The sequence below is a fragment of the Rhizobium binxianense genome (genome assembly GCF_028994275.1).
GTDB lineage: Bacteria > Pseudomonadota > Alphaproteobacteria > Rhizobiales > Rhizobiaceae > Rhizobium > Rhizobium binxianense.
Genome location: NZ_CP118713.1, coordinates 2,055,734 through 2,082,658 on the forward strand (window position 1 = coordinate 2,055,734; position 26,925 = coordinate 2,082,658).

Genomic DNA, 26,925 nt, shown 5'->3' on the forward strand with positions numbered 1-26,925 from the left:
GTTCTCCGCTCTTTTCGCCTTCGCTGCGCCAGCGCGATTTGCGACTGCCTGCCCGCCCCGAAGCGGACATTCGAATTGTACCTCATCCGTTGTGTCAACCATTGACGATGGTGGCGGCAACAGTGCCTATTGCCGACAGGGAACTGTGGGGCAACGTGGATCATGGACAATCCGTCAAGCAGTGCCGGTAAGCGCGCAGTAACCGTTCGTCGTATTCTCAAGGTCAATCATGCCGGCGAGTTCGGCGCAATTCGTATCTACAGGGCACAGATCTGGATGGCCCGCCGGCTGTTTCCTGACATCGTGCCGGCGCTTTGTGACATGCGGAACGACGAAATCGAGCATTGCCGCCTGGTTCGCGACGCAATGCCCTCAAGGCATGCCAAGCCATGCCGCGTCATGGCATTCTGGAGCCTCGGAGGGTATCTGCTCGGTTTCCTGACAGCCCTCGGTGGGCGCAACATGGTCTGGATCTGTACCGAGGCGGTTGAAAGCACGGTTCACCGTCATCTGGAAGATCAATTGGCATTCCTGGACACCCGCGATCCACAGTTGCATGGCCTTATTGCCTCGATTCAGGAAGAGGAATTGGCTCACCTTAGGGAAGCCGAGAAAAATCAGACACGGCGCGGCGTCGGCTATGCGCTGCTTCTGCCCATCGTCGCCGCGCTCACCGATCTGATGATCTGGCTCTCTACATGGGGAGACTCAAGCTGGATGCGCGCCGAAATGGCGCGCTCCAGGCAGATCTAGCGCAAAGCTGTCCCGACCTCCCCTTACGGAAGATTGCCCGCATCTGCTGGATAAGCTCGCGAAAATGCGCTAGGATTTTCTCCAAGCTTATTAAGAGAAACACCTTAAGAGACAACGCGCGGCGATCGAGGCCGCAATCGACCGATCGACTTTTTGCTCACCCCGGACGACGCCGTGAAACGCCGAAACCTGTCTCTTGCTCTCCTCCTTGCCTTCGCGACGCCTGCCGCCGCGCAGACGAATGCCGTCTGCGAGGATCTGCGCGGCCGCCTAGCCGACCTGCCGCGATCGATCGGCAATAGCAACGGCCCGGAAGCGCGCCAATATGCCAGTGCCATGGCCGAGCAGAACCTCGAGCTGCGCAAGGTCCGCAACGAGCTGCGCAGCAATGGCTGCACCTCGGGCAGCATGGTCGTGATCGGCGGCGAGAATGACGATTATTGCGCCGAGCTGTCGCAGGCCGAAGCCCGCATGATCGACAATATCGGTTATCTCCAGGACCGCCGCAACGAGCTGGCCGGCCAGAAGGGCGATGATGGCGAGCGCCGCGAACTGATTGCCGCTCTCGACAGCAATGGCTGCAACATCGAAAACTTCTATGCGCCGAGCGACCGCAACGCCGCCGACCCTGCCCCGAGCATCGAGGAGCAGGCGATGCGCAACGATACCTTCATTCCGCTCGGCGGCGGTGAAGAGATCGATCCGCGTTACGGCCTGCCGCGGGCCGAGATGCTCTCGCCGGTCAGCACCATGTGCGTGCGCAGCTGCGACGGCGGCTTCTTCCCGATCAGCTCGAACGCCACTTCGGTCGATTTCGGCCGCGACGCTGAGACCTGCGCCAAGATGTGCCCGGGGATCGAGACGGAACTGTTCTATCGTGACGTGACGAGCACCGAAGCCTCGAACATGATCTCGGTCGCAACCGGCACGCCCTACAGCGCCATGAAGAACGCTTTTGCCTATAAGAACCGCACGCCTGGCGAAAAGTCCTCCTGCGCCTGCAATCTCACCGCCTATTACGACGAGATGCGCGGCAAGCAAGCCTTGAGCGAACCGCCGCAACAGGGCTCGATCACATCAATCCGAACCAATCCGCCGGCGAAGGCTGCCACCGCTGCCGTGCCGCAGCCATCCGTTCCCGACCGTCCTTACGATCCCGCACAGAACAAGGTCCGCCAGGTCGGCCCGCAATTCCTCGCCGGCGATCAGGGCTCGATCGACCTCGCCAATCCGGCAACGCCGGGCCCGCAGCCACAACAGCAGTGATTGGCCGAGCCGGGTTCGAGGCGACGCTGTTCAGCGCTCTCGCCGTCCCCAACCGTCGTGAAACACGAGCTCCTCGAGCGGCAGTCGCTGCCGCCAGCCTTTGACGGAGAGTTCCGGCTCGTCGTAGAGCTTGTCGACGAAACCGGCGCAGAGCCAGGCGACCACCTCGACATGCTCGGGTATGCCGAGAATGCTCTTCAGGTCACCCTCGCGAAAGATACTGACCCATCCGATACCGATCCCTTCGGCGCGGGCCGCAAGCCAGAGATTCTGTATGGCGCAGACTGTGGAATAGCTATCCATCCTGGGATTGTGCGTGCGCCCCAGCACCACGCTGCCGCTGCGGGTGGGATCGCAGGTTACGCATATGCCGAGCGGCGCCTCGACGATGCCTTCGAGCTTGAGGGAACGGTAGACCTGCCGCCGCTCGCCCTCAAACATCAAAGCCGCTTCCTCGTTGGCCTTCGAAAAAGCATGCTGGATGCGCGCTCGCACGGTTGGACTTTTCACCAGAATGAAATTCCACGGCTGCATGAAGCCGACAGAGGGCGCATGATGAGCAGCCGTCAGCAGCCGCTCCACGACATGGTCGGGCAAGGGATCGGGCAGGAACTGACTGCGCACGTCACGCCGCGTCATGATCGCGTGATAAACGGCCTCGCGTTCGGCCAGCGAAAAACCGGACGCCGCCAAAAGGGCATCCTCATCAAAGGGTCGCATCGTCAAATCCCCAACAACGCAACCGCCCGCCGTCCGCGCGGGTTGGGTCTATCTTGCCAGGCCGGTCTTCTGACTTGGCGTCATCCGTCTGCCGCAGCCTTCCCGGCAAAAGCCAGTGGCGTAGTGATGCGGCAAGCGTCGGCCTTACAGCGTTGGGCACGTTCCGGTCTTGCACCGGATTCCCGATTCTCCCGCCTCATCGGCGGGCACCTGACAGCGCATGTATTTCAGGAAAGTGCGGTGGCGGCAAGCCGCGAGCAGGCGGCGCCGGCACGCGGTCGAGAGGACGGCGCGGCATCCGCCGCGATTCCTCATCCTGAGGTGCCCCGTAGGGGCCTCGAAGGACACGCCGCAGCGCCGCTTCTTTCGTCGTTCACTATTTCGCGTCCACGCCGGTGCACCCGCCTCGCCCTTCGAGGCTCCGGCCTTTGGCCTGCGCACCTCAGGATGAGGCTCTCTTGGGCGTTGGTGCACCCGGCTAAGATGACCGTGCGGCTGCCTGGTTTTGTTGCTTGCCCTTGAAGCGTCTGTCTCCAACGCACCGCCCGCCCCGCGTCGGTTTGAAGCGGCTCGGCAAACCCCTTCATCGATAGTTTCTATGGCCCTATCGCCACCGAAGGCGTATGGACGATATAGTCCCTCACAGCATCCCGGTTGCCCGTGCCCCGCCTCACGCCCATGATCCTCGCGGTCGCCCTGTTCATGGAACAGATGGATTCGACCGTGATCGCCACCAGCCTGCCGGCTATCGCGGCCGATATCGGCACCTCGCCGATCGCGCTGAAGCTGGCCGTCACCAGCTATCTCGTGGCGCTGGCGATCTTCATTCCGATCAGCGGCTGGATGTCCGATCGTTTCGGCGCACGCAATGTCTTCCGCCTGGCGATCTTCGTCTTCATGATCGGCTCGATTGCCTGCGCCTTTTCCCATTCGATCGCGGCCTTCGTCGTCTCGCGGCTGATCCAGGGCGCCGGCGGCTCGATGATGACGCCGGTCAGCCGCCTGCTTTTGGTCCGGGGAACACCGCGCCACGAGCTCGTCGATGCCATGGCCTGGCTCACCATTCCGGCGCTGATCGGCCCGATCATGGGGCCGCCGATCGGCGGTTTCCTCACCACCTATCTCACCTGGCACTGGATCTTCTGGATCAACGTCCCGATCGGCGTGCTCGGCATCATCCTCGTCACGCGCTTCCTGCCGGCGGTCGAGCCGCGCAGTCCGCGGCCGATGGATTTTCCCGGCTTCTTCCTCTGCGGCATCGGCTTTTCCGGCGTCGTCTTCGGCCTGTCGGTCATCAGCCTGCCGGCCGTGCCCGTCGTCTACGGCTACGTCACGGTGGCGATCGGCGTTCTTGCCGGCCTCCTCTATCTCCTGCATGCCCGCCGCGCGCCCTATCCGCTTCTCGATCCGAAAATGTTCCGCTATCCCCTGTTCCGGGCGGCGATCCTCGGCGCTTCGAACTTCCGCATGGGGCTCGGCGCTCTGCCGTTTTTGATGCCGCTGATGCTGCAGCTCGGCTTCGGCCTGACGCCGCTGCAATCGGGTTCGGTCACCTTCGTCAGCGCGCTCGGCTCGATGGGATCGAAATTCGCCGCCTCGCACACCTTCAATGCCTTCGGCTTCCGGACCGTCATATCGATCACCACCTTGCTGGCGGCGATCTTCCTCGGCATCAACGGCCTGTTCACCGCCGAAACGCCGCTGTTCCTGATCATGGCCTGCCTGCTGATCGGCGGCCTGTTCCGCTCCATGGCTTTCTCGGGCGTCAACGCCATGGCCTTCGGCGATATCGACAATGCCGACAGCAGCCAGGCGACCGCGATCAATGCCGTTGCCCAGCGCATCTCCATGGCGATGGGTGTGGCGATTGCCGGCGGCATCCTCGAAATTTCCAGCAGCTTCCATGGCGGCAGGCTGCTGGTTTTGGATTTCCACATCGCCTTCTTCAGCGTCTCGGCAATTTCGGCGCTGGCCTGCATCACCTTCCTGCGCCTGCCGCGCGATGCCGGCGCAGAACTGACGACGCGCCGCCGCAAACACCGGCAGGCCGAGCCCGAAGAGGCGATCGCGGAAAACAGCTGATCGAGGCAGATCTCCAGTGGGCGTGATAGCGAAATAACACGCGTGTGCTCCGGCATCCCATTCTACTTTATGATTTCAGCGCCTTGCAGAAAGGCGACTAGGCCTTTCCCGGGCCGCTGCCGAGCAGAGCGCCTCGTTCGACGCCGAAAGGGCTCGCAACGCACTGTTGACGGAGGAGGCGAGCAAGTTCCCAAGATCCTTCGGCGCCGGCAAGGACATGGTCTTCGTCGATGAGATCGAAAAGGACGAATCGACCTAGACGCTGCAGTCGCAGGCAAGCGTCACAATATCGGATGACAAGGGAAGGCCGATCGGCGCCATCACCGTCGGCCTGAACGTCGAGGCTCTCTGATCTCAGCTTCTGCGTTCATATCGCCCAGAAGCAGCGCGCTTTTGGGCGATATGCTTTTTGCCTCCTGCGGTAACGATTGGTCGTCCCGCAGGAGCCGGATTTTCAGGCCGCAAATTCTGCGTGACATCATGCGGTTGCGACGCTACATACGCCTGATGTCGACCACTTCGATCTACGCCTCGCGATTTTATTGGTACCGCTGCTTCCAGCGGATGCGGGTCTATGCGTAACTGAAGTCGACGCGACGACAACCCGAACAGCCGCTAGTCTACCTGGCGGCTTTTTTGTTCCACCCGGTATGACCAAACAGGAGCCATACCGTGTCCGATACCATTGACGATCTGCGAATTCTCGAGATCACGCCCCTCACCAAACCCGCCGATATCCTCGCGGAAATCCACCGCGACGCTGTTGTCACCGAAACCGTGACCAGCAATCGCGATGCGATCCATAAAATTCTCCAGGGCGAAGGCGATCGCCTGGTCGTCGTCATCGGCCCCTGCTCCATCCACGACCCCGTTGCCGCCCGGGAATATGCCGCGCGGCTCCAGGAGCAACGACATCGCTTTTCCGACGACCTCGAAATCGTCATGCGCGTCTACTTCGAAAAGCCTCGCACCACCGTCGGCTGGAAGGGCCTGATAAACGACCCGCATCTCGACGGCAGCTATCGCATCGAGGAAGGCTTGAGGATTGCCAGGCGCCTGCTGCTCGACATCAATGCCATGAGCCTTCCGGCCGGCGTGGAATTCCTCGACACGATCACGCCGCAATACATTGCCGACCTCGTCAGCTGGGGCGCGATCGGCGCTCGCACGACCGAAAGCCAGATCCATCGGCAGCTCGCCTCCGGCCTCTCCTGCCCGATCGGCTTCAAGAACGGCACCGACGGGAGCGCCCGCGTCGCACTCGATGCGATCCTGGCCGCATCGCAGCCGCATCACTTCCCCGCCGTCACCAAGGACGGACAGGCGGCGATCGCCTCGACGAAGGGCAATGAGGACTGCCACATCATCCTGCGCGGCGGCAAACAGCCGAACTATGAGGCGGCCGATGTCGAAGCGGTGACCACCGAAGCCGTCAAGCTCGGCGTCGCCCCGCGCATTCTCGTCGATGCCAGCCATGCCAACAGCGGCAAGGACCCGATGAACCAGCCGCGCGTCGTCAAATCCGTCGCCGCGCAGATCGCCGCCGGAAACCGCGACATCAAGGGCATGATGATCGAAAGCAACCTTGTTGCCGGCCGCCAGGATCTCCTTCCCGGCAAGCCGTTGGTCTACGGCCAGTCGATCACCGATGGCTGCATCAACTGGGATATGTCGGTCGCGGTGCTGGAAGACCTGGCACAATCCGCCCGCGAGCGGCGCCGGATTCGCGTTTAGGCGGTCGGGAAATAGCGCACATAGGCGAATTCTTCGCCATCAGGAGACCAGCAGGGCACGTTGATGGTGCCCTGCCCGCCGAACAGCTCGAACAGCGTCTTCAGATTGCCGCCGTCCATGTCCATCAGCCGCAGCCGCACGTCGAGATCGCGGGGATGATCGAAGATCGAGGGGTCGTAGGACAGGATCAGCACCTTGTCGTTTTTGGGCGACGGATGGGCGAACCAGTTGCCCTGATTGTCCGAGGTGACCTGCTCCAGCCCGGTGCCGTCGGGGTGAATGCGCCAGATCTGCATCAAACCGGTGCGGCTGGAATTGAAATAGATCCATTGCCCGTCGGCGGAATAATCCGGTCCGTCATTACGGCCCTCGCCATGCGTCAGCCGCGTCTCGGCGCCGCCGTCGACAGAGATCGTAAAGATGTCGAAAAGGTCGTCGCGGATGCCACAATAGGCAAGCTGGCGGCCATCCGGCGACCAGCCATGCCAGTAGGATGGCAGGTTTTGCGTGACGAGCCGCGGCGTACCGCCTTCGATCGGCAGGACGTAGATCGCCGACTTGCCGAATTCGGTCTTGTCGGAGATGACAATCTGAGTGCCATCGGGCGAAATGCCGTGATCATTGTTGCAGTTGACGGCAAAGCCGGTATCGACCTTGGTGACCTCGCCGCCATCGAGCGGCAGCCGGTAGAGCAGCCCGTCGCCGTTCAGCAGCAGATAGGAACCATCAGGCGAAAAGTTCGGCGCTTCAACCAGCCTGTCCGTCTGCCAGACTTCGCGCGCCCTGCCCGTCCTGACATTATAGATCTCGACCGAGCTGCGCATGTTTCCTCCCAAAAATCTCCACGCCGTCAGCGATCCCGATTGCGCTAGCGATCCCGGAACCGGTTGGTGATCGGATAGCGCCGGTCGCGCCCGAAATTCTTCTTGGTGATCTTCACGCCCGGCGCCGATTGCCGGCGCTTGTATTCGGCGAGATAGAGCAGGTGCTCGACGCGGTGAACGGTCGCCACGTCATGGCCGCGCGCGACGATCTCTTCGACCGCCATCTCCTTTTCCACCAGGCATTCGAGGATATCGTCGAGAACGGGATAGGGCGGCAGCGAATCCTGATCCTTCTGGTCGGGACGCAGTTCGGCCGACGGCGCCTTGTCGATGATGTTCCGCGGGATCACCTCGCCGGAGGGACCGAGCGCACCCGGCGGCACATTCTCATTGCGCCAGCGCGACAGCGCATAGACCTGCATCTTGTAGAGGTCCTTGATCGGATTGAAGCCACCGTTCATGTCGCCGTAGAGTGTGGCGTAGCCGACCGACATCTCCGACTTGTTGCCCGTCGTCACCACCATCGAGCCGAACTTGTTGGAGATCGCCATCAGGATGACGCCGCGGGCACGGCTCTGCAGGTTCTCCTCGGTGATGCCGCTGTCCGTGCCCTCGAAAAGGCTGGCGAGCGCACCGCTGAATCCCGTCACCGGCTCTTCGATCGGCACGATGTCGTACCGGCAGCCGAGCGCTTTGGCGCAATCGGCCGCGTCCTTCAGCGAATCCTCGGACGTATAGCGGTAGGGCAGCATGACGGTGCGCACCCGCTCCTCGCCTAGCGCGTCGACGGCGATGGCCGCGCAGATCGCCGAGTCGATGCCGCCGGAAAGGCCGAGCACGACTGTTTTGAAGCCGTTCTTGTTGACGTAGTCGCGAAAGCCGAGCAGGCAGGCGCGGTAATCGGCCTCCTCGCCTTCAGGGATATGCGCCATCGGCCCTTCGGCGCAATGCCAGCCGGCCTCGCCGCGCTTCCAGGTGGTCACCGCAAGCGCGGTCTCGAACTGGCTCATCTGGAAGGCCAAAGACTTATCGGCGTTGAAGGCGAAGCTCGCCCCGTCGAAGACCAGTTCGTCCTGGCCGCCGAGCTGTGCGGCGTAGACCAGTGGCAGGCCCGTCTCGATCACCTGCTTCAGCACCACCTGATGGCGGATATCGACCTTGCCGCGATAATAAGGCGAACCGTTCGGCGACAGCAGGATCTCGGCCCCGCTTTCGGCCAGCGTCTCGCACACGCCGAGATCGCCCCAGATATCCTCGCAGATCGGAATGCCGATCCGCACGCCGCGGAAATTCACCGGCCCCGGCATGGCGCCTTGGTTGAAGACCCGCTTCTCGTCGAATTCGCCGTAATTCGGCAGGTCGATCTTGTCGCGCACAGCAATCACCTTGCCGCCGTCGAGCACGGCGACGGAATTGTAGCGCCCGGTCTCATCCTGCCGGGGAAAGCCGATGAGGACGCCGGGCCCGTCATCGGCGGTATCGGCGGCCAGGCTCTCGACCGCTTTCCAGCAGGCCCGGATGAAGGCCGGCTTCAGCACCAGATCCTCCGGCGGGTAGCCGGAGATGAAAAGCTCGGTCAGGACGAGCAGATGTGCGCCCTCCCGGGCAGCGTCAGCGCGCGCCTCACGCGCTTTGGCGAGATTGGCTGCGACGTCGCCGACCGTTGGATTGAGCTGGCCGATGGCGATGCGGAAGATATCAGAGAGAGCGTTTTCCTGTGTCATGTCATTTATTTAGCCTGCAGCTTCCGCAACGGCAACATGTTCGCTGCGAAAGCACCACCCGGCAGTGGCGAAATTTTTATGAAGGGTGCGCCAGAGCGCCGCGGGACTCGATACACATTGCAATTTACAGACGGAGCGGAATACTGCGCCGGAAGCGATAGCAGGAAACACAGCCATGAATAACTTTTCGAACTTCGTGCACCATCATTTCGACAAGCCAGCCGAAGAGCTCGGCACGATCGAGAAGCGCGTGCTGGCAAAAGCGCACGCGCGCAAGATCATCTCGACCGACGTCAATGCCGCCTTCTCCGCCGAAGCCTCATTCGGCGAGCGTGTCGCCGACGGCATCGCCCGCGTCGGTGGCTCCTGGTCCTTCATCATCGCCTTCCTCGCCTTTCTCGTCGTCTGGACTGTGATCAACACCATCATCCTGGCGACCGGCGCCTTCGACCCCTATCCCTTCGTCTTCCTGAACCTGATCCTGTCGATGATCGCCGCCATCCAGGCGCCGATCATCATGATGTCGCAGAACCGCCAGGCCGAACGCGACCGCTTCGAGGCCGCCAAGGATTACGAAGTCAATCTCAAGGCCGAGCTCGAAGTGCTCTCCCTGCACCAGAAGATCGACATGAGCGTGCTGACCGAACTGACGGCACTGCGCGAGGATGTGGCTCGCCTCAGTGCTGCGCTTGCCGCCAAAGGCTAATGCATGTCGCCCAAAAGTGTGCAGCGGTTTTGGGGCAACGACATGCATCTGATAAAAACTTAAAGCGCATAGCATCAATCCGATATGACGCGCTTTAACTCGGATTTACCGCATATTGCGGCAGGCCATCCGTTATCTCGTAGAAATCGCCCTTGTCGGCGCAGTAGATGTGGTGGCCGAAGGCAAGCCCGCTCGGTTCGTCGAAAGCGCCCGCCATGATCGAAATCTCTGCCGATCGGTCGCCCTGCCAGAACAGCGCGGAGCCGCAATTCCCGCAGAAGCCGCGCTGCGCCTCTTCACTTGAGCGGTACCAGCGGATCGCTTCAGCGCCTTCGATCGAAAGAGCGGGACGCGGCACGTTGACCGCGGCGTAATACAGCCCCGTCTGCCGGCGGCACTGCGAGCAATGGCAGCCGACCACAGGTCCTGGCCTCGCCGTAGTCGAAAATCGCACGGCGCCGCAAAGACAGGCGCCTGTATGCCGTTCGGTCATGATCGCTCTCCCGTTTATGACTGAACGTTGCCGCCGATCACCGCTGGCGTCAAATCCAAACCGCTCAACAAAATCATCAGAAATCTTGAAGGTCGCTGGTGATTTTGGCTTGAGCCACCCTGTTGCCTGCCGACAACACTCGGCAACGTCCTCCCATCGCCGGTTGAATCGATCGCCGTTGTCGGCGATAATCCGCATCTATTCATACAACCTCCGGGAGACTGACATGAGAGCGACCCTGTCCGTACAGAAAGGAAAAATCCCCCACAAGGACATTCAGCTTCATGAACATTTCGTTCTCCCGCGCGAGGAAAAGCTCGCGACGCCATAACGCCTTCCTGAACCTTTTCCGCGGCGATCCCGCCGCCGACCGCGGCCGGCGTTGGTTGCGCATGCGCAAATTCCTCTCTTATTACCGCCCGCATCTGCCTTTGCTGCTGGCGGATCTGCTGTGCGCCATCCTCGTCGCCGGCACCGCGATCGCCCTGCCGCTCTGCGCCAACATCGTCACCAGCAGGCTTCTGGCGCTGCCCGACGCGCCGCAGGCCTTCGCACAGATCCTGGCAATGGGCGGCATCATGCTGGCCGTTCTGGCGGTCCAGATCGCTGCGATCTTCTTCGTCGACTATCGCGGCCACGTCATGGGCGCCCGCATCGAGGCCACGGTCCGGCAGGAACTCTTCGAGCATTGCCAGAAGCTCTCGTTCGCGTTCTACGACGGCCAGCGCACCGGTCAGTTGATGAGCCGTATCACCAATGACTCTCTGTGGCTCGGCGAACTCTTTCACCATGGCCCCGAGGATCTCTCGATCGCTCTGCTGAAATATGGCGGGGCCATGCTGGTGCTGTTCTTCATCGATCCGCCATTGGCAGGCATCATCCTGCTGCTCACCCCGGTGGCGATGGCCTATGCGCTCTATTTCAACCGGCGCATGAACCGGGCGCTCGAGGCGAGCAAACGGCAGATCGCCGCCGTCAACGAGCGGGTGGAGGATGCTCTAGCCGGCATCCGCGTCGTCCAGTCCTTCGCCAACGAAGCACTGGAGCGCGAACGCTTCGCCGAGCAGAACCGGCGCTTCCTGCAAAGCCGGGCCGAAGGCTACCGCAGCGAAGCGTGGTTTTCGGTCGGCACCGAAACCTTCGCCCAGCTCATCACCATATTGGTGATCATCGTCGGGGGCTTACGCATCCTGGCGGCCGAACTGACCGTCCCCGATATGCTGACCTTCCTGCTCTGCGTCGCCGTGCTGGTCGATCCGGTTAAGCGGCTCGCCAATTTCGTGCGCCTCTGGCAAGAGGGTTATACCGGCTTCATCAGAGCCATGGAGATCCTGGAGATCGCCCCCGATATCACCGATCGGCCGGAAGCCCGGCCGATGCCGGCGCCAAGGGGTGAAATCAGCTTTACCGATGTCGCCTTCGGCTATGAGGCCGACGGCCCGCGCGTGCTCGAACGGCTGTCGCTCACCATCGCACCCGGGGAGTTCGTTGCCCTGGTCGGCCCTTCAGGGGTCGGCAAGAGCACGCTTTGTGCGCTCATACCGCGCTTCTACGATGTCGAGGCGGGTGCCATCCGTATCGACGGCACCGATATCCGCGAGGTGACGCTGGCCTCACTCCGAAGCCATGTCGGGGTGGTGCAGCAGGATGTCTACCTCTTTGCGGGCACCGTCGCGGAAAACCTGCGCTACGGCAGACCCGGCGCCAGCGACGCCGAACTGGAAGCGGCTGCGCGTGCGGCCAACGCGCACGACTTCATCATGGCTCTGCCCCAGGGCTACGACACCGATATCGGCCAGCGCGGCGTCAAGCTCTCGGGCGGCCAGCGCCAGCGCATCACCATCGCCCGCGCCTTCCTCAAAGATCCCGAAATCCTGATCTTCGACGAGGCGACCAGCGCGCTCGACAACGAGAGCGAGCGCGCGGTGCAGCAGGCACTGCTCAGCCTGGCGAATGGCAGAACCACCCTGGTCATCGCCCATCGCCTGTCGACCGTCCGCCATGCCGACCGCATCCTGGTTCTGACGGCTGACGGCATCGTCGAACAGGGCACCCATGACGAACTCATGGCGCAGGACGGAGTCTACGCCAATCTGCACAGCGTGCAGGCCAGCATCTGAGCGGTTGGACACCTCCGCAGCAATAAAAAACCCGGCATCGCGCCGGGTTTTTCGTCATTCCTTCAGCGGCTGGTTTCAGCCGTTGGCAACCAGGCGTTTCTCGTCGCGGCCGCCCTTCATGCGCTCGGCCAGCAGGAAGGCAAGCTCGAGCGCCTGGTCGGAGTTAAGGCGCGGGTCGCAATGGGTATGGTAGCGATCCTGCAGGTCGTCGGCGGTAACGGCGCGGGCGCCGCCGGTGCACTCCGTCACGTCCTTGCCGGTCATCTCGATATGGATGCCGCCGGGATGCGTGCCCTCGGCACGGTGGATCTGGAAGAAGCTTTCGACTTCCGACAGGATCCGCTCGAAGGGACGGGTCTTGTAGTTGTTGAGCGTGATCGTGTTTCCGTGCATCGGGTCGCAGGACCAGACGACCTTGCGGCCTTCGCGCTCGACGGCGCGGATGAGCCGCGGCAGGTTCTCGGCGACCTTCTCGTGGCCGAAGCGGCAGATCAGCGTCAGACGCCCGGCTTCGTTCGCCGGATTCAGTATGTCGATCAGCTGCAGCAGATCGTCCGCCTGCAACGACGGACCGCATTTCAGGCCGATCGGATTCTTGATGCCGCGGCAATATTCGACATGCGCATGGTCGGCCTGGCGGGTGCGGTCGCCGATCCAGATCATGTGGCCTGACGTGGCATACCAGTCGCCCGAGGTGGAATCGACGCGGGTCAGCGCTTCCTCGTAGCCGAGCAGCAGCGCCTCATGGCTGGTGAAGAAATCGGTCTCGCGCAAGCTCGGATGATTTTCCGAGGTGATGCCGATCGCCTTCATGAAATCCATGGTTTCGCTGATGCGGTCGGCAAGCTTGCGGTAGCGCTCGCCCTGCGGGCTGTCCTTGACGAAGCCGAGCATCCACTGATGCACGTTTTCGAGATTGGCGTAACCGCCCATCGCGAAGGCGCGCAGAAGGTTCAGCGTCGCTGCCGACTGGCGATAGGCCATGGCCTGGCGTTCCGGGTTCGGAATGCGCGACTCCTCGGTGAATTCGATGCCGTTGATGATGTCGCCGCGATAGGCCGGCAGCGTCACGTCGCCCTGTTTCTCGACATTCGACGAACGCGGCTTGGCGAACTGGCCGGCGATGCGGCCGACCTTGACGACCGGCAGCTGCGCGCCGAAGGTCAGCACGACCGCCATCTGCAAGAAGGCGCGGAAGAAGTCGCGAATATTGTCTGCGCCGTGCTCGGCAAAGCTCTCGGCGCAGTCGCCGCCCTGCAGCAGGAAGCCGTTGCCTTCGGCGACATTGGCAAGATGCTTTTTCAGGCGGCGCGCTTCACCGGCAAAAACGAGCGGCGGATAGCTGGCGAGCGTGGCTTCCGTTGCCGCCAAAGCGGCTGCGTCGGGATATTCCGGAACCTGCAGGATCGGCTTTTGCCGCCAGCTGCTCGGGGTCCAATTCTCTGCCATTTCACTCACCTCACTCGCACCCGTCCCCGGGATGTCCCTATCCTTAATTGCGGCGGCTTATAGACCTTTAGATCGGCCTTGCAAAGGCCAATCACCCAAAGCGCGATCGCCCGCGCTGTCGCCGCCGACGAAAGCTCGCATATAGGTAGCAAAAGCCGTCAACTCTACCATTAAACCAGCATATACTATGTCGATTTCCCTATATTTTAGACTTTGCATGTAAAACCGCAGAAGGGTTTCAACATTGGGGACATGTCATGGCGATCCTTCTGCCCGGTTTCATAGCGGACCGCTCGGGCAATTTCGGTATCATGACCGCATTGCTGATGGTGCCGCTCCTCGGTACGGCAGGCATGGCGGTGGATTTCGCCCACGCGCTGAGCCTGAGGACGCAGCTTTACACCGCCGCCGATGCCGCCGCCGTCGGCTCGATCGCCGAAAAATCCGGCGCGGTCGCCGCCGCCATGACGATGAGCGGCAACGGCACGATCTCGCTTGGCAAGACCGACGCCCGCAACATCTTCATGTCGCAGATGTCAGGCGAGCTGGCCGATGTTAAGGTCGATCTCGGCATTGACGTCACCAAGGCCGCCAACAGGCTGAGCTCCCAGGTTTCCTTCACGGCGACCGTGCCCACCACCTTCATGCGCGTTCTCGGCAGGGATTCGATTACGATCTCGGGCACGGCAACGGCCGAATACCAGACCGCCTCCTTCATGGATTTCTACATCCTGCTCGACAACACCCCCTCGATGGGTGTCGGCGCCACCGCGACCGACGTCGCGACGATGGAAAAGAACACCAGCGATAGCTGCGCCTTCGCCTGCCACGAAACGGAAAACAAAAACAACTACTACAATCTTGCCAAGAAGCTCGGCGTCAGCATGCGCATCGACGTCGTGCGCCAGGCGACCAAGGAGTTGACGCTGACCGCGAAGTCCACGCGGGTTTCCAACAACCAGTTCCGCATGGGCGTTTATACCTTCGGCACTAAGGCCGAAGATGCAAGGCTGACCACCATATCCGATCCGACGGACGATCTCGACCAGGTGCGCAGCTATACCGACGCCGTTGACCTGATGACCATCCCGAAGCAGGGTTATAACAACGACCAGCAGACGAGCTTCGACAACGCGCTGACGCAGATGAAAACCATCATCACGACGCCCGGCGACGGCAGCACGTCCGCGACCCCGCAGAAAATCCTGTTCTTCGTTTCGGACGGCGTCGGCGACAGCGAAAAGCCGAAGGGCTGTACCAAGAAGCTCACCGGCAACCGCTGCCAGGAGCCGATCGACACGTCTTTCTGCCAGCCGCTAAAGGACAAGGGTATCAGGATCGCGGTGCTCTACACCACCTACCTGCCTCTGCCAAAAAACAGTTGGTACAATACGTGGATCAGCCCCTTCCAAAGCCAGATCCCGACGAAGATGCAGGAATGCGCCTCGCCCGGCCTCTATTTCGAGGTGACGCCGACCCAAGGTATCACCGACGCGATGAAGGCGCTTTTCCTTAAGGTTATCCGTGCGCCGCGCATCACCAGCTGAGCGCGCCGAGAGGGCTCAGACGCGCTGCCCGTCACGAATGCGATAGCTCGGCGCATACATGGTGACGAGCTCTTCAGCCGCCGTCGGATGCAGCGCCATCGTCCGGTCGAAATCGTCCTTGGTGCAGCCGGCCTTCAGCGTGATGCCGAGCAGCTGCGCCATCTCGCCGGCATCATGGCCGAGGATATGGGCGCCCACCACCTTGCGGCTCGCCGCATCGACGAGCAGCTTCATGATCATCCGCTCGGGCCGGCCGGAAAGTGTCGCCTTCAGCGGCCGGAACTGGGCGCGGTAGACTTCGAGCTCGACGTAACGCTTGCCCGCCTCCTCTTCCGAAAGGCCGACGGTACCGATCTCCGGCTGCGAGAAGACGGCGGTCGGGATCAGCTCGTGGTCGGGCCGGGTCGGATTGTTCTTGTACTCGGTCTCGATGAAGCACATCGCCTCGTGGATCGCCACCGGCGTCAACTGTACCCGGTTGGTGACATCGCCAAGCGCATAGATGTTTTCGACATTGGTGCGGGAATATTCGTCGACGATGATCGCGCCGCGCTCGTCGACGGCGACGCCGGCCGCCTCGAGGCCGAGGCCCTCGGTGTTCGGATCGCGCCCGAGCGCCAGCATGACCACATCGGCCTGTAGCGTGCCGCTGTTCAGCGTCTCCAGAATGAGCCCGTCCTCCTCCTTCGAAACCTTCTGCAGCGTGTCGTGGCAGAGGATGCGGATGCCCTTGGCGACCATTGCCTCGTGCAGCCCGCGCCTGAGATCTTCGTCGAAACGCGACAGGATCTCGGCACCGCGATAGATCAGTGTCGTCTCGACGCCGAGGCCATGGAAGATATTGGCGAACTCGACGGCGATATAACCGCCGCCTGCGATGACGATCGATTTCGGCAGTTCTTCGAGATCAAAGGCTTCGTTGGAGGAGATGCAGAACTCGTGGCCGGGAAGGGCTGCGTGCGGGTTCGGTCGTCCGCCGGTGGCGATCACGATCGTCTTTGCCGTCACCGTCTGACCTGTTTTCACGAGCCGCACCGTATGAGCATCGACGAGTTCGGCGCGCGTTTCGAGGATCTCGGCCTTGGCGCCGGCGAGCCCCTTCTTGTAGAGGCCTTCCAGCCGGGCGATCTCGGCATCTTTTGCCGCCACCAGCTTTTTCCAATCGAAGCTGCTTTCGCCGACCGTCCAGCCGAAGCCGGCGGCATCCTCGAAATGCTCATGGAACTGCGAGGCATAGACGAAAAGCTTCTTCGGCACGCAGCCGCGGATAACGCATGTTCCGCCATAGCGATACTCCTCGGCGATCGCCACCTTTTTGCCGAGCGAGGCGGCGACACGTGCGCCGCGCACACCTCCGGAACCGCCACCGATGACGAAGAGGTCGTAGTCGTAGGAAGACATGAGGAGCTCCGGAAGGGAATCGCAGGAAGGATGCTCCTGATATAGGGGCGATCGCCCTGAAAACAAAAGCCCACTCCTGCGTCATCCCGTTCCGAATCTTCCCGGCAAACGGTTGACCCGATCGCCTGAGGCTGGCAGGCAATCCACTGAGTAGAACAGAAGCCGGAGCAAAAGATGGATCAAACTCTCTTCGCCAACCTGTGCAAGGCTGGCAAATTCAAGGAAGCGCTCGGCCTCGCCATCCAAGGCCACGAGGACGAAAAATTCACGCCGAGCCGCTTCGCGATGGACAAGAAAACAGGACTGCCGATCTTCTACCGCGGCAACAAGCGCGTCGAGCCGGATGAAACGGGCGTATGGCAATTGGCCAAGAGCTCGAAGGATTGGGGCTGAGCGTCCGCCGCATCCGAGATGCGCATCCTTGGCGGATTGCCGCTTTCAACCGGTGATGCTGAAATCCGTCAGGTTCTTCTCAGACTCGGCTGCCTCAGTCTCGACGCCCGCGAGCCAGGATCCCGCAGGCCCGTGGTTGAAACGTTCGATCATCGTCGAGATCGCGGTATCGGATCCGGCGATCAAAGCGACGACCGCCCCGTCCTCTTCGTTGCGAACCCAGCCCGTCAAACCGAGCCGTACCGCCTCGCTGCGCGTCCACATGCGAAAGCCGACACCCTGGACCTTGCCTGATATCCGCACTCGGACAGCCTTGTAACGATCGGGCATATCTGCAGTCACCTGAAGCCTCACCGACAGTATTTGCCACATCATAACAAAAAAGCCCGGACGATGCCGGGCTTTCGCAATTTGATGGGGTAGGCCTTACTGCTGGGCAGCCGGTGCGGGAGCCGGAGCGGCCGGGCTGTCGGGTGCCGGCGGCGGCGCCTTGATGACTTTGGAAAGCTCGGCGTTGCTCTGCTTTTCCAGGTCGCGGGAGATGCCCTGCGCCCAGATGTCGGCAGCCTTCGCCGTCTCGCGCGAGGCGACCGGGCCGTCGCGCAGCAGCTTCTTGCCGACGTCGGAATTATAGAAGTCGGCGATCGCCTTCAGCTCGTCGGCGGTGAAGGTCTTGGCATAGGTGAGTGCCGCCTCCTTCTCCAGATCGCCGCGGCGCGGCGCCAGCTTCAGCGCCTGTGCGTCGACCGTCGAGGAAATGATGTCCTGATAGTTCGGCGAATCCTGGATCAGGCCGGCTTTCAGGCGCTCGGCGAGACCGGGCAGGATGTTGTCGAACTGGGCCGTGGCGCCGATGGCGTCGATCGCCGCGCGAGACGCCTTCAGTTGCTCCTCGGAGACCTCCTGCGCCTTGACGGCGGAGCCGAAGGCAAGCCCGGAAAGAACGACGGTCGCAGCGGCAAAACGGCCAAGACCTGCAATGTTCATCATGAGTGTATGCTCCTGTTATCTGTTTGCCTGCAGCGTGCGCGCACCCGCAGGACCGGCAATGATCGCAAGTGCCGCCATATTGATAAAGAGCCCGTGTTCGACGACGCCGGGTATGGAATTCAGCTCGCTCGAAAGCGCCTCTGCATCAGGAATGCGGCCAAAAGATGCATCGATGATGTGATGGCCGCCATCCGTGGTAAACTCTCCGTCACCGGACTGGCGCAGGGTGAGTTCACCGGAAAGACCGAGCCGGGCCGCGACCTTCTCGATCGCCATCCGCGTCGAGACAAGTCCGAACGGATTGACCTCGATCGGCAGCGCGTAGGCGCCGAGCGTGTCGACCAGCTTGCTCTCGTCGGCGATGACGATCATCCGCTCGGAAGCGGCCGCGACGATCTTTTCGCGCAGCAGCGCGCCGCCGCCACCCTTGATCAATCTAAGCGCCTGATCGACCTCGTCGGCGCCGTCGATCGTCAGATCGAGTGCCGGCAGTTCGTCGAGCGACTTCAGCGGCACACCGAGTTCGACGCAGAGCCGCGCCGTTCTTTCAGACGTCGGGACGCCCTCGACCTTGAAGCCGCCCGCAACCTTCTCCGCCAGCAGACGAACGAATTCTTCCGCCGTGCTGCCCGTACCGATGCCGAGACGCATCCCGCTTTCGACATGGGCGAGTGCGGCCTCGGCGGCCTTGATCTTCATTTCGCGGGCATCCATGCGCCGCCAGCTCCGAATTGTTGCGTTGGATGTGCTGTTTACACGGCTCGCCTGGCAAACGAAAGTCAAAATCATCACGGAAAATGAAAAGCCGAAACAGAGGCCTGCGGCCTCCCCGGCCGTCACAGGTCGTTGCTTTCCGGCCCGCGATCGCTTACCTCAGAAACGATCATTCCAAGGACGACACGTCGTCCTCCTCCTGGGGCGATCCATCCCCAGGACGCCCCATCGCTCAAAGAGGCAAGCCTTGACCCCTGCTCCCGTTCGCCCGGCGCTCATCGTCTTCGATCTCGACGGTACCCTTCTCGACACCCACGCGGACCTGGTCGAGAGCCTGAACCATACGATCGCAGCCCTCAGCCTCGCACCGGTCAGCTATGACGACCTCACCCATCTCGTCGGCCAGGGCGCGCGCGTGATGATCGAGCGCGCCTGCCGGCTGCGCGGCCACCCGCTCGAAGGTGACGCCCTGCCGATGCTGGTCGAGCGTTTCGTCGCCCATTATGCCGGCAACATGCCCGGCCGTACCGAGCCCTATCCCGGCCTGGTCGCCGCGATGGACCGGCTTAAATCTGCCGGCTACCGCCTCGCCGTCTGCACCAACAAGATGGAGAGCCTGGCGCTCGGTCTGCTCGACAAGCTGGATCTCACCGGCTATTTCGCCGCCATATCAGGTGGCGACACCTTCCCGGTGCGCAAACCCGACGCCCGCCACTTGACCGGCACCATCGACCGCGCCGGCGCCGACATCGCCCGCACCGTGATGATAGGCGACAGCATCAACGACATCGCCGTCGCCAGGAATGCGGGAGTCCCGTCGATTGCCGTGCCCTTTGGTTATTCGGATGTGCCGGTCTCAAGCCTCGATCCGGATAAGATCATTATGCATTACGATGAGTTGACGCCGGAACTGGTGGAGAGACTGTTGCGGGAATTTGCGGCGAAGGTCGCGGTCTGAGACGACCAGGCCGATGCCTTTGCGATTGTGGTCCTCTCCTCTTATTTCTTGCACGCAGACACCGCCAAACAAAACGGGCGGCCCGAAGACCGCCCGCTCCATAAGCGAATAAACCTTGCGTCAGATCTGCGCGCCGCGCGCCTTGCTCGTCGCGTCGAAAGCTTTGTCGACATAGGCGTCGCGACCATAGACGTCGTCGAAATATTCCACCACGCCGTCCTTGTTCGGCCAGGCGGTGAAATAGGAGACGTAAACTGGGATCTTCTGCGGCACCTTCACCGCATGGTTCTGCCCCGTGGCGATCTGCTTGGCGACGTCGTCAACCGTCGTGCCGAGTACCGCGGCTGCCATCGCGCGCGGATTGGACAGGCGCACGCAACCGTGGCTCAAAGCCCGCATGTCACGCTTGAAGAAGCTCTTCGCCGGCGTGTCGTGCATATAGATCGCGTGGCTGTTCGGGAACAGGATCTTCAGTTCGCCGAGCGCATTGTCGCTGCTCGGCGGCTGGCGCACCGAAACATTGTCGGTCGAACCGTACCAGTCGACGCTAGATGAGGCGACGGCATGGCCATTCACCTCGACTTCATAGCCGAGCTGGTCGAGATAGTTCGGATCCGAGCGCAGCTTCGGCAGCATCTCGTTGATGATGATCGACTGCGGCACGCCCCAGAACGGATTGAACTCGACCGTCTCGATTTCGTCGTCGAAGAAATAGGTCTGGTTGTTCTTGCCGCCGACCACGACGCGCATGGACAGCTGTTCCTTGCCGTCATTGTGGTAGTAGGCCATGAAGGCCGGCTGATTGATCATCACGTAGCGGGAACCGAGATCCTCCGGCAGCCAGCGCGCCTGCTCCATGGCGACGACGAGCTTGTCGATTTTCGAGGCATTGGTATCGCCGCCTGTCATGGCGCGCACCGTCGCCTGGCCGATGACGCCATCGGCCTTCAGTCCACGCTCCTTCTGGAAATCCTCGACCAGCGAGACGATATCGGGCGAATAGTCGATGCTGCCTGCATAAGCAGCAAGCGTTGCCGCGTGATCCGTCTTCAGCGTTTCGGAACCGTGCTTGCCGATCGCCTTGACGATATTAGCGATCTCCGGCGAGCTTTCACCGGGCTTCAGCAGCTTGTCGAGCGAAACAACGATTCGCTCCTCATTGCCGCCGTCGGCGGCGCGAAGCTTGGCAAGCTCCGCCTTCAGCGTCTGGAATTGCGGGCTATCGGGCGATCGGTTGGCGATGTAGGCGCCGACATCGGGGCTCATGCGGGCAAGCTTCAGCACCGGCGCCAGATTGACCGCCTTGCGCTGGAAGTCGTGGTAGCCGGAGATCTTGTTCGGATCGATGCGGCCGCGCTCAGTGTCCTGCACGAAAGCCAGAACCTTGGCGGAGAGTTCGAGCTCGAACTGCGTCAGCGCCCGGTCGCGGAAGGCGGGATCGGGATTGGCCGGATCGATATCAGGCGTCTGGACGGCGTAATCCGCAGGGTCGAGACCGACGGAGGCTGCACCGGCAAGGGCCGCCATCGCCGCCTTTGCGCGTTCGTTGATCTGGTTGCCCTCGATCCAGACGAGCGGATTGCGGCTGTCGCTGTAATAGGCTTCGAGTGCCTTTGCGACGTCCACATTGGCACGCACCTTGGCCTGCGCCAGGAAACGGCGCTGCACCGCGGGTTCGGCGTTGGCATCGCCGCTCGCCGAAACGTCGGCGACCGCGCCGGTGACGACGGGATCGGCGAACTTGCCGGTATCGACGAACTGCAGCGTTTCGGTTTTATAGGTGTAGTAACGCGGGCCGCTCACCTTCGGCAGCGGCGCTTCCGGATCGAGCCCGCCGAGCGAGCCGCCGACGGCGCCGCGCGGCACCGGACGGCCGGGCGCCTGATCCATAAAGATGGTGCTCTGGCTCCGCTGCCTGTCGCCGCGCAGCATATCCATCAGCGTATAAGCATGCGCGGGTACGGCACTCATCACTGCTAATCCGCAGGATATTGCCAATGCGGATGCCGCGCTTTTCAAAACGAACGTCATATATCTTCCAGTCCCGGTCATGCTGTTCTCAGATCAAATCCCGCGAAACTCAAGCAGCGTAGGGCCTCATTGATCAGAAACCGGGCTGCGCCGCCAGCGCCGGCGGACTCAATTTTGTGTGACGGAGATCCTGCGCGGCGCCGCACAGCAGTTCACACAAAATTATGAAATTATTAGTTAATTTTTTACCGAATTTTCGCCGCCAGACCAGTGAGGCGAAAACGCCCGGACGCATAAAATTTTGAAAGTGGCCTAAAAGGCACGCCGCCGGACCGGCAAAAACATGACATAATCCCTCAATATTTAACGCGACATACGGTTTTCTTGTAGGGGTTTCCGACCTATAAGACCTCACCTGTCGAAGATGCCAGAAAATAGCATGTAAAGGGAAGGCAAAGCTCATGACCGCAACCCGCACCGAAACAGATACTTTTGGCCCCATCGACGTCGCCGCCGACCGATATTGGGGCGCCCAGGCCGAGCGTTCGCTCGGCAATTTCAAGATCGGCTGGGAAAAGCAGCCACTGTCGATCGTACGTGCGCTCGGCATCGTCAAACAGGCGGCGGCCCGTGCCAACATGTCGCTCGGCCAGCTCGATCCGGCCCTCGGCAAAGCCATTGTCGACGCCGCCCAGGAAGTGATCGACGGCAAGCTCGACGAACATTTTCCGCTGGTGGTCTGGCAGACCGGTTCGGGCACGCAATCCAACATGAATGCCAATGAGGTGATCTCCAATCGTGCCATAGAAATGCTCGGCGGCGTCATGGGTTCCAAGAAGCCGGTGCATCCGAACGATCACGTCAATATGAGCCAATCGTCGAACGACACCTATCCCACGGCGATGCACATCGCCTGCGCCGAACGGATCGCTCATCACCTTCTGCCGTCGCTGAAGCACCTGCATGCCGCCCTCGACATGAAAGTCACCGAATTCAGCCACATCATCAAGATCGGCCGCACTCACACCCAGGATGCGACGCCGCTGACGCTCGGCCAGGAATTTTCGGGTTACGCCGCCCAGGTCGGCTCCGCCATCAAGCGCATCGAGATGACGCTGCCCGGCCTCTGTGAACTCGCCCAGGGCGGTACCGCCGTCGGCACCGGCCTCAATGCGCCTGTTGGTTTTGCCGAAAAGGTCGCCCAGGAGATCGCCAATATAACAGGCATGCCCTTCGTCACCGCGCCGAACAAGTTCGAGGCGCTCGCCTCGCATGACAGCATGGTGTTCAGCCACGGCGCCATCAATGCCGCCGCCGCCGCTCTCTTCAAGATCGCCAACGATATCCGCCTGCTCGGCTCCGGCCCGCGCTCCGGCCTCGGCGAGCTGGCGCTGCCGGAAAACGAACCCGGCTCCTCGATCATGCCCGGCAAGGTCAACCCGACCCAGTGCGAGGCGATGACGCAGGTCTGCATCCACATCTTCGGCAACAACGCGGCACTCACCTTCGCCGACAGCCAGGGCCATTTCGAGCTCAACGTCTACAATCCGATGATGGCCTATAATTTCCTGCAGTCGGTGCAGCTGCTCGCCGACGCCGCCGTCTCCTTCACCGACAATTGCGTCGTCGGCATCGAGGCGCGCGAGGACAACATCAAGGCCGGCCTCGAACGCTCGCTGATGCTGGTGACAGCACTCGCCCCGAAGATCGGCTACGACGCAGCCGCCAAGATCGCCAAGACCGCGCACAAGAACGGTACGACGCTGAAAGAAGAGGCGCTCGCCAGCGGGTTGGTGACGTCGGAAGAGTATGACGCGATCGTGCGGCCGGAAACGATGATCGGGCCGAAGTAGGAAGGTCGCATAGGCCACAGCCCCTCATCCGGCTGCCGCCACCAACCGGGGTCGAGCCACAGGTCTCGACCCGTCTTTCGGCCCCCCGCTCGCGGGGAGAAGGTGATATGCCGCAACGCCTCGACTCCCTCCAGCCTATAGCAAGGCAAACAGCGAAAAATTGTCCATCACGACAGAATTGCCCATGAAGTCGAAACGGATTTCTTCGATGTCTTCGAGATTGACCTCGAGATTGGGGCCGGTGACCTCAAGCTCCTGTTGATAGACGATCTGGCCATCGTTCAGGGCGGTGAGCGTCAGGTGAAAGGGCGCTGCCGACAATTCGGCAATCGAAACGCTCTGAAAGGTGAATTCCCCGCCATCGAGCATTTTCAAGCTTACGGGCGCAGAACCGGGCGATAGGACCGTATCGCTGAAACCGTCCTCGGTGATGGCGTCGACGCCCGGGATGGTATCATAGACATACCCGTTCAGAAGCGTCAGGTCGTGGCTGCCGTTCACCGAAAGTGCAAAGTTGCGGTAGTCAGGCAGAGAGAAATTATCCGCCCTCGAGGTGACGCCCATGTCGTCGAAATCCAGGACTTCGTGGTATTTTTCGCCTACGTCGACGCCGTCGATCGCAAGGGTCAGCACGCCGACGTCCGTGCCCCCTGAGCCATCGGACATCTTGAAGCTCAGCGTCTCGATGAGCTGATCGTATTTCCCTAAATTTTTCACGACGTCGAGCGTGTAGTCCAACTCATATTCGAAGTGGCCGTCTGGCTTCACTCTGAAGGTTCCGTACTCGCCCTTGATGATCGTTTCATGGTCAGGTCCATGTTTGGCGTCGATACGCACGCCATTGACGAAGCGAGCATACATGTTCGCTCCCTCGGGATCGCTGGACAGACGCAGCAGATTCCCGCGGATCCAATTGTCTTCGAAAAAAACGAGAAGGTCGTCGACAGCAGTTGGCTTTGCATTTGTCATTGGAAGCCCCGGCAGGTTAACGCTGCCGGGAATATGAACTGGCCTCGACCGGAAGGCAACTTTGAGTCGTCTTTTATCGAGGCTCGTGCCGATTTCGCTATTTCGCCTCATCCGCCGCACGTGCCGCACCAGCTGCGAAAGCACATGCGACCATGGTCTCAACCGGCCGAACTCCGGCCGCATCCCGATTGCATTTGCCCCGCGCCGGATTTAGACCGGTTCCAATCTAGCGACGCACGCCCAGCAGAAAGGTCACTTCGATGGCTGACGATCTCTTCCCCCTCGGCAAGGATGCCACCCCTTACCGCAAGATCAGCGGCGACCATGTCTCGGTCGATACGTTCAAGGGCCAGGAGATCCTGACCGTCGAGCCGGAGGGCATTCGCCTGCTCGCCGAAACCGCCTTTGCCGACATCAACCATCTCCTGCGCCCCGGCCATCTGAAGCAGCTCGCCTCGATCCTCGACGACCCCGAAGCGACCGACAATGACCGCTTCGTTGCCTACGACCTGTTGAAGAACGCCAATATCGCTGCCGGCGGCGTGCTGCCCATGTGCCAGGATACCGGCACGGCGATCATCATGGGCAAGAAGGGCCGCAGGGTCTGGACCGAAGGCGGGGATTCGGCCGCCCTCGCCCGCGGTGTCATGGATGCCTATGAGAAGAAGAACCTGCGTTATTCGCAGCTGGCGCCGATCAAGATGTTCGAAGAGAAGAACACCAAGAACAATCTGCCGGCCCAGATCGACATCTATGAGGAAGGCACCGACGCCTATGAATTCCTCTTCGTCGCCAAGGGCGGAGGATCGGCCAACAAGACCTTCCTCTTCCAGGGCACGCCCTCGCTTCTGACCCACGACCGGATGATCGACTTCCTCAAGGAGAAGATCCTGACGTTAGGGACGGCAGCCTGTCCCCCCTATCATCTGGCGATCGTCATCGGCGGCACCTCCGCCGAGATGAACCTCAAAACCGTCAAGCTCGCTTCGACCCGCTATCTCGACGAGCTGCCGACCGAGGGCTCGGACAGCGGCCACGCCTTCCGCGACATCGAGATGGAGAAGGAAATCCACAAGCTGACGCAACAGATGGGCGTCGGCGCCCAGTTCGGCGGCAAGTATTTCTGTCATGACGTCCGGGTCATCCGCCTGCCCCGCCACGGCGCTTCGCTGCCGATCGGCCTCGGCGTCTCCTGTTCCGCCGACCGCCAGGCCAAGGGCCGCATCACCCGCGACGGCATCTTCATCGAGCAGCTGGAAACCGATCCGTCGAAATACATGCCCGAGATCGATGAAGCGAAACTGTCGGAATCGACGGTGCGCATCGATCTCAACCGGCCGATGACGGACGTGCTCGCCGAGCTTTCCAGGCATCCCGTCAAGACGCGCCTGTCGCTGTCAGGCACCATCATCGTCGCCCGCGACCTGGCGCACGCCAAGATCCGCGAGCGGCTGGAAAAGGGCGAAGGCATGCCCGATTACCTCAAGAACCACCCGGTCTATTACGCCGGCCCCGCCAAGACGCCGGCCGGTTACGCCTCCGGCTCCTTCGGCCCGACGACGGCCGGGCGCATGGACAGCTATGTCGACCAGTTCCAATCCTTCGGCGGCTCGATGGTGATGCTCGCCAAGGGCAACCGCTCGCGCGCCGTGCGCGAGGCCTGCAAGAAGCATGGCGGCTTCTACCTCGGCTCGATCGGCGGCCCCGCCGCCCGCCTCGCCCAGGACTGTATCCGCAAGGTCGAAGTGTTCGAATATCCCGAACTCGGCATGGAAGCCGTTTGGAAGATCGACGTCGAAGACTTCCCCGCCTTCATCGTCATCGACGACAAGGGCAATGACTTTTTCCAGGAACTGAATCTGGGGTGATTGGTGGCTGCTTGCTCCCTCTTCTCCCCAGCGGGGAGGGTCCGAAGGACGGGTCGAGACCCGCGGCTCGACCCAGGTCGGTGGCCCGCAGGGTCGGATGAAGGGGGCCGCACGGCACAACGACGCCAAGTGGCAACCGCACCAACCAAGCCACCCCTCCGCAGCCGGTCCCTACCGTATCGCCCCGTCCACGATATCCGCAGCATTCACCACATCCCCGTCATCCACCCTCGCCAGGATCTCCGTGCGGAAAGCTCCGGCGAAGACGCCGGTATGTTCCAGCAGCAAGGCACTTGCGGCCATGACGGCGACGGCGAGGATGGCAAAGGAAATACGACGCGGCGTTTTCATGATCTCACGGCGGATTTTGCAGGCTGTGATCCGGTCCCG

At 61.7% G+C, this 26,925-nt stretch carries 24 protein-coding genes and 1 riboswitch; of the genes, 11 read left to right on the forward strand and 13 right to left on the reverse strand.

Annotated elements, in window-relative coordinates; genetic code table 11:
• Positions 1 to 162 precede the first annotated feature (162 nt).
• On the forward strand, positions 163 to 753 hold the full coding sequence (locus tag PO860_RS10250) for a demethoxyubiquinone hydroxylase family protein (RefSeq protein ID WP_273883809.1): 591 nt from the start codon (positions 163 to 165) through the stop codon (positions 751 to 753).
• Between the two features lie 174 nt (positions 754 to 927).
• On the forward strand, positions 928 to 2,019 hold the full coding sequence (locus PO860_RS10255) for a DUF2865 domain-containing protein (protein ID WP_273883810.1): 1,092 nt from the start codon (positions 928 to 930) through the stop codon (positions 2,017 to 2,019).
• Between the two features lie 30 nt (positions 2,020 to 2,049).
• Here the strand turns inward: PO860_RS10255 and bluB are convergent, their stop codons facing one another.
• Positions 2,050 to 2,739: a 5,6-dimethylbenzimidazole synthase gene (gene bluB, locus PO860_RS10260; RefSeq protein ID WP_273883811.1), complete on the reverse strand. Its 690-nt coding sequence runs from the start codon at positions 2,737 to 2,739 to the stop codon at positions 2,050 to 2,052.
• Positions 2,740 to 2,781: 42 nt separating this feature from the next.
• Positions 2,782 to 2,968, reverse strand: a riboswitch (cobalamin riboswitch).
• 449 nt (positions 2,969 to 3,417) lie between these two features.
• Between bluB and PO860_RS10265 the strand changes: the two genes are divergently transcribed.
• Together PO860_RS10265 and PO860_RS10270 are read left to right on the forward strand one after the other, a co-directional pair.
• Complete coding sequence (locus tag PO860_RS10265; RefSeq protein ID WP_275035517.1) at positions 3,418 to 4,821, forward strand: MFS transporter; 1,404 nt, start codon at positions 3,418 to 3,420, stop codon at positions 4,819 to 4,821.
• A gap of 672 nt (positions 4,822 to 5,493) precedes the next feature.
• Positions 5,494 to 6,555, forward strand: a complete 1,062-nt coding sequence (locus PO860_RS10270; RefSeq protein ID WP_273880847.1) for a 3-deoxy-7-phosphoheptulonate synthase — start codon at positions 5,494 to 5,496, stop codon at positions 6,553 to 6,555.
• Here the strand turns inward: PO860_RS10270 and PO860_RS10275 are convergent.
• Together PO860_RS10275 and PO860_RS10280 are read right to left on the reverse strand one after the other, a co-directional pair.
• A complete protein-coding gene (locus PO860_RS10275; protein WP_273880848.1) occupies positions 6,552 to 7,379 on the reverse strand; it encodes a TolB family protein in 828 nt (275 codons plus the stop codon). The two genes, PO860_RS10270 and PO860_RS10275, sit on opposite strands and share 4 nt — an antisense overlap.
• Positions 7,380 to 7,423: 44 nt before the next feature.
• Positions 7,424 to 9,103 (reverse strand): NAD+ synthase, encoded by a 1,680-nt coding sequence (locus tag PO860_RS10280; protein WP_272782450.1) that lies wholly within the window; start codon positions 9,101 to 9,103, stop codon positions 7,424 to 7,426.
• Between the two features lie 175 nt (positions 9,104 to 9,278).
• Here PO860_RS10280 and PO860_RS10285 point away from each other — a divergent pair, with 175 nt between their 5' ends.
• On the forward strand, positions 9,279 to 9,809 hold the full coding sequence (locus PO860_RS10285; protein ID WP_183607124.1) for a DUF1003 domain-containing protein: 531 nt from the start codon (positions 9,279 to 9,281) through the stop codon (positions 9,807 to 9,809).
• Between the two features lie 94 nt (positions 9,810 to 9,903).
• Here PO860_RS10285 and PO860_RS10290 read toward each other — a convergent pair whose 3' ends face one another.
• Positions 9,904 to 10,302 carry a GFA family protein gene (locus PO860_RS10290; protein WP_273883936.1) on the reverse strand — a complete coding sequence of 133 codons (399 nt, stop codon included), beginning with the start codon at positions 10,300 to 10,302 and terminating at the stop codon, positions 9,904 to 9,906.
• Positions 10,303 to 10,586: 284 nt separating this feature from the next.
• Between PO860_RS10290 and PO860_RS10295 the strand changes: the two genes are divergently transcribed.
• Complete coding sequence (locus PO860_RS10295) at positions 10,587 to 12,422, forward strand: ABC transporter ATP-binding protein (protein WP_273883814.1); 1,836 nt, start codon at positions 10,587 to 10,589, stop codon at positions 12,420 to 12,422.
• Between the two features lie 75 nt (positions 12,423 to 12,497).
• Here the strand turns inward: PO860_RS10295 and PO860_RS10300 are convergent, their stop codons facing one another.
• Complete coding sequence (locus PO860_RS10300) at positions 12,498 to 13,871, reverse strand: class II 3-deoxy-7-phosphoheptulonate synthase (RefSeq protein WP_272782448.1); 1,374 nt, start codon at positions 13,869 to 13,871, stop codon at positions 12,498 to 12,500.
• Between the two features lie 257 nt (positions 13,872 to 14,128).
• On the opposite strand from PO860_RS10300, the gene PO860_RS10305 reads away from it, so the two are divergent.
• Positions 14,129 to 15,418 carry a TadE/TadG family type IV pilus assembly protein gene (locus tag PO860_RS10305; RefSeq protein WP_273880850.1) on the forward strand — a complete coding sequence of 430 codons (1,290 nt, stop codon included), beginning with the start codon at positions 14,129 to 14,131 and terminating at the stop codon, positions 15,416 to 15,418.
• A gap of 15 nt (positions 15,419 to 15,433) precedes the next feature.
• Here PO860_RS10305 and gor read toward each other — a convergent pair whose 3' ends face one another.
• A complete protein-coding gene (gene gor / locus PO860_RS10310; RefSeq protein ID WP_272782446.1) occupies positions 15,434 to 16,819 on the reverse strand; it encodes a glutathione-disulfide reductase in 1,386 nt (461 codons plus the stop codon).
• A gap of 174 nt (positions 16,820 to 16,993) precedes the next feature.
• Between gor and PO860_RS10315 the strand changes: the two genes are divergently transcribed.
• Positions 16,994 to 17,212, forward strand: a complete 219-nt coding sequence (locus tag PO860_RS10315; RefSeq protein WP_097619517.1) for a hypothetical protein — start codon at positions 16,994 to 16,996, stop codon at positions 17,210 to 17,212.
• A gap of 45 nt (positions 17,213 to 17,257) precedes the next feature.
• On the opposite strand, the gene PO860_RS10320 is transcribed toward PO860_RS10315, so the two are convergent.
• The 3 genes from PO860_RS10320 to rpiA form a co-directional block, all read right to left on the reverse strand.
• On the reverse strand, positions 17,258 to 17,542 hold the full coding sequence (locus PO860_RS10320) for an acylphosphatase (RefSeq protein ID WP_275038297.1): 285 nt from the start codon (positions 17,540 to 17,542) through the stop codon (positions 17,258 to 17,260).
• Between the two features lie 96 nt (positions 17,543 to 17,638).
• On the reverse strand, positions 17,639 to 18,202 hold the full coding sequence (locus PO860_RS10325; RefSeq protein WP_183607118.1) for a DUF2059 domain-containing protein: 564 nt from the start codon (positions 18,200 to 18,202) through the stop codon (positions 17,639 to 17,641).
• Between the two features lie 15 nt (positions 18,203 to 18,217).
• Positions 18,218 to 18,916: a ribose-5-phosphate isomerase RpiA gene (gene rpiA / locus PO860_RS10330; RefSeq protein WP_183607117.1), complete on the reverse strand. Its 699-nt coding sequence runs from the start codon at positions 18,914 to 18,916 to the stop codon at positions 18,218 to 18,220.
• 247 nt (positions 18,917 to 19,163) lie between these two features.
• Between rpiA and PO860_RS10335 the strand changes: the two genes are divergently transcribed.
• Positions 19,164 to 19,874 (forward strand): HAD family hydrolase, encoded by a 711-nt coding sequence (locus tag PO860_RS10335; RefSeq protein ID WP_183607116.1) that lies wholly within the window; start codon positions 19,164 to 19,166, stop codon positions 19,872 to 19,874.
• A gap of 120 nt (positions 19,875 to 19,994) precedes the next feature.
• Here the strand turns inward: PO860_RS10335 and PO860_RS10340 are convergent, their stop codons facing one another.
• Positions 19,995 to 21,905: a L,D-transpeptidase family protein gene (locus tag PO860_RS10340; RefSeq protein ID WP_273883816.1), complete on the reverse strand. Its 1,911-nt coding sequence runs from the start codon at positions 21,903 to 21,905 to the stop codon at positions 19,995 to 19,997.
• Positions 21,906 to 21,978: 73 nt separating this feature from the next.
• On the reverse strand, positions 21,979 to 22,308 hold the full coding sequence (locus PO860_RS10345; RefSeq protein ID WP_183607719.1) for a hypothetical protein: 330 nt from the start codon (positions 22,306 to 22,308) through the stop codon (positions 21,979 to 21,981).
• Here PO860_RS10345 and fumC point away from each other — a divergent pair.
• Positions 22,307 to 23,698: a class II fumarate hydratase gene (gene fumC / locus PO860_RS10350; RefSeq protein ID WP_273883817.1), complete on the forward strand. Its 1,392-nt coding sequence runs from the start codon at positions 22,307 to 22,309 to the stop codon at positions 23,696 to 23,698. The genes PO860_RS10345 and fumC overlap by 2 nt on opposite strands.
• A 135-nt stretch (positions 23,699 to 23,833) precedes the next feature.
• Here the strand turns inward: fumC and PO860_RS10355 are convergent, their stop codons facing one another.
• Positions 23,834 to 24,667 carry a VCBS domain-containing protein gene (locus PO860_RS10355; RefSeq protein WP_183607690.1) on the reverse strand — a complete coding sequence of 278 codons (834 nt, stop codon included), beginning with the start codon at positions 24,665 to 24,667 and terminating at the stop codon, positions 23,834 to 23,836.
• 260 nt (positions 24,668 to 24,927) lie between these two features.
• On the opposite strand from PO860_RS10355, the gene PO860_RS10360 reads away from it, so the two are divergent.
• Positions 24,928 to 26,535, forward strand: a complete 1,608-nt coding sequence (locus PO860_RS10360) for a fumarate hydratase (RefSeq protein WP_183607113.1) — start codon at positions 24,928 to 24,930, stop codon at positions 26,533 to 26,535.
• A gap of 171 nt (positions 26,536 to 26,706) precedes the next feature.
• On the opposite strand, the gene PO860_RS10365 is transcribed toward PO860_RS10360, so the two are convergent.
• Positions 26,707 to 26,886, reverse strand: coding sequence for a hypothetical protein (locus PO860_RS10365; protein WP_272782706.1), 180 nt, complete (start codon positions 26,884 to 26,886; stop codon positions 26,707 to 26,709).
• Positions 26,887 to 26,925: the final 39 nt, after the last annotated feature.

What these genes read in the sequence shown, in the direction of transcription:
- PO860_RS10285 (WP_183607124.1), top strand. Translation starts at nt 9,279, where the DNA reads ATGAATAACTTTTCGAACTTCGTGCACCATCATTTCGACAAGCCAGCC.
- PO860_RS10250 (WP_273883809.1), top strand. Translation starts at nt 163, where the DNA reads ATGGACAATCCGTCAAGCAGTGCCGGTAAGCGCGCAGTAACCGTTCGT.
- PO860_RS10355 (WP_183607690.1), bottom strand. Translation starts at nt 24,667, where the DNA reads ATGACAAATGCAAAGCCAACTGCTGTCGACGACCTTCTCGTTTTTTTC.
- PO860_RS10320 (WP_275038297.1), bottom strand. Translation starts at nt 17,542, where the DNA reads ATGCCCGATCGTTACAAGGCTGTCCGAGTGCGGATATCAGGCAAGGTC.
- PO860_RS10365 (WP_272782706.1), bottom strand. Translation starts at nt 26,886, where the DNA reads ATGAAAACGCCGCGTCGTATTTCCTTTGCCATCCTCGCCGTCGCCGTC.
- bluB (WP_273883811.1), bottom strand. Translation starts at nt 2,739, where the DNA reads ATGCGACCCTTTGATGAGGATGCCCTTTTGGCGGCGTCCGGTTTTTCG.
- PO860_RS10295 (WP_273883814.1), top strand. Translation starts at nt 10,587, where the DNA reads ATGAACATTTCGTTCTCCCGCGCGAGGAAAAGCTCGCGACGCCATAAC.
- PO860_RS10275 (WP_273880848.1), bottom strand. Translation starts at nt 7,379, where the DNA reads ATGCGCAGCTCGGTCGAGATCTATAATGTCAGGACGGGCAGGGCGCGC.
- PO860_RS10360 (WP_183607113.1), top strand. Translation starts at nt 24,928, where the DNA reads ATGGCTGACGATCTCTTCCCCCTCGGCAAGGATGCCACCCCTTACCGC.
- PO860_RS10315 (WP_097619517.1), top strand. Translation starts at nt 16,994, where the DNA reads ATGGATCAAACTCTCTTCGCCAACCTGTGCAAGGCTGGCAAATTCAAG.
- PO860_RS10325 (WP_183607118.1), bottom strand. Translation starts at nt 18,202, where the DNA reads ATGATGAACATTGCAGGTCTTGGCCGTTTTGCCGCTGCGACCGTCGTT.
- PO860_RS10265 (WP_275035517.1), top strand. Translation starts at nt 3,418, where the DNA reads ATGATCCTCGCGGTCGCCCTGTTCATGGAACAGATGGATTCGACCGTG.
- PO860_RS10280 (WP_272782450.1), bottom strand. Translation starts at nt 9,103, where the DNA reads ATGACACAGGAAAACGCTCTCTCTGATATCTTCCGCATCGCCATCGGC.
- PO860_RS10300 (WP_272782448.1), bottom strand. Translation starts at nt 13,871, where the DNA reads ATGGCAGAGAATTGGACCCCGAGCAGCTGGCGGCAAAAGCCGATCCTG.
- rpiA (WP_183607117.1), bottom strand. Translation starts at nt 18,916, where the DNA reads ATGGATGCCCGCGAAATGAAGATCAAGGCCGCCGAGGCCGCACTCGCC.
- PO860_RS10290 (WP_273883936.1), bottom strand. Translation starts at nt 10,302, where the DNA reads ATGACCGAACGGCATACAGGCGCCTGTCTTTGCGGCGCCGTGCGATTT.
- PO860_RS10305 (WP_273880850.1), top strand. Translation starts at nt 14,129, where the DNA reads ATGGCGATCCTTCTGCCCGGTTTCATAGCGGACCGCTCGGGCAATTTC.
- PO860_RS10340 (WP_273883816.1), bottom strand. Translation starts at nt 21,905, where the DNA reads ATGACGTTCGTTTTGAAAAGCGCGGCATCCGCATTGGCAATATCCTGC.
- PO860_RS10345 (WP_183607719.1), bottom strand. Translation starts at nt 22,308, where the DNA reads ATGAGCTTTGCCTTCCCTTTACATGCTATTTTCTGGCATCTTCGACAG.
- gor (WP_272782446.1), bottom strand. Translation starts at nt 16,819, where the DNA reads ATGTCTTCCTACGACTACGACCTCTTCGTCATCGGTGGCGGTTCCGGA.
- fumC (WP_273883817.1), top strand. Translation starts at nt 22,307, where the DNA reads ATGACCGCAACCCGCACCGAAACAGATACTTTTGGCCCCATCGACGTC.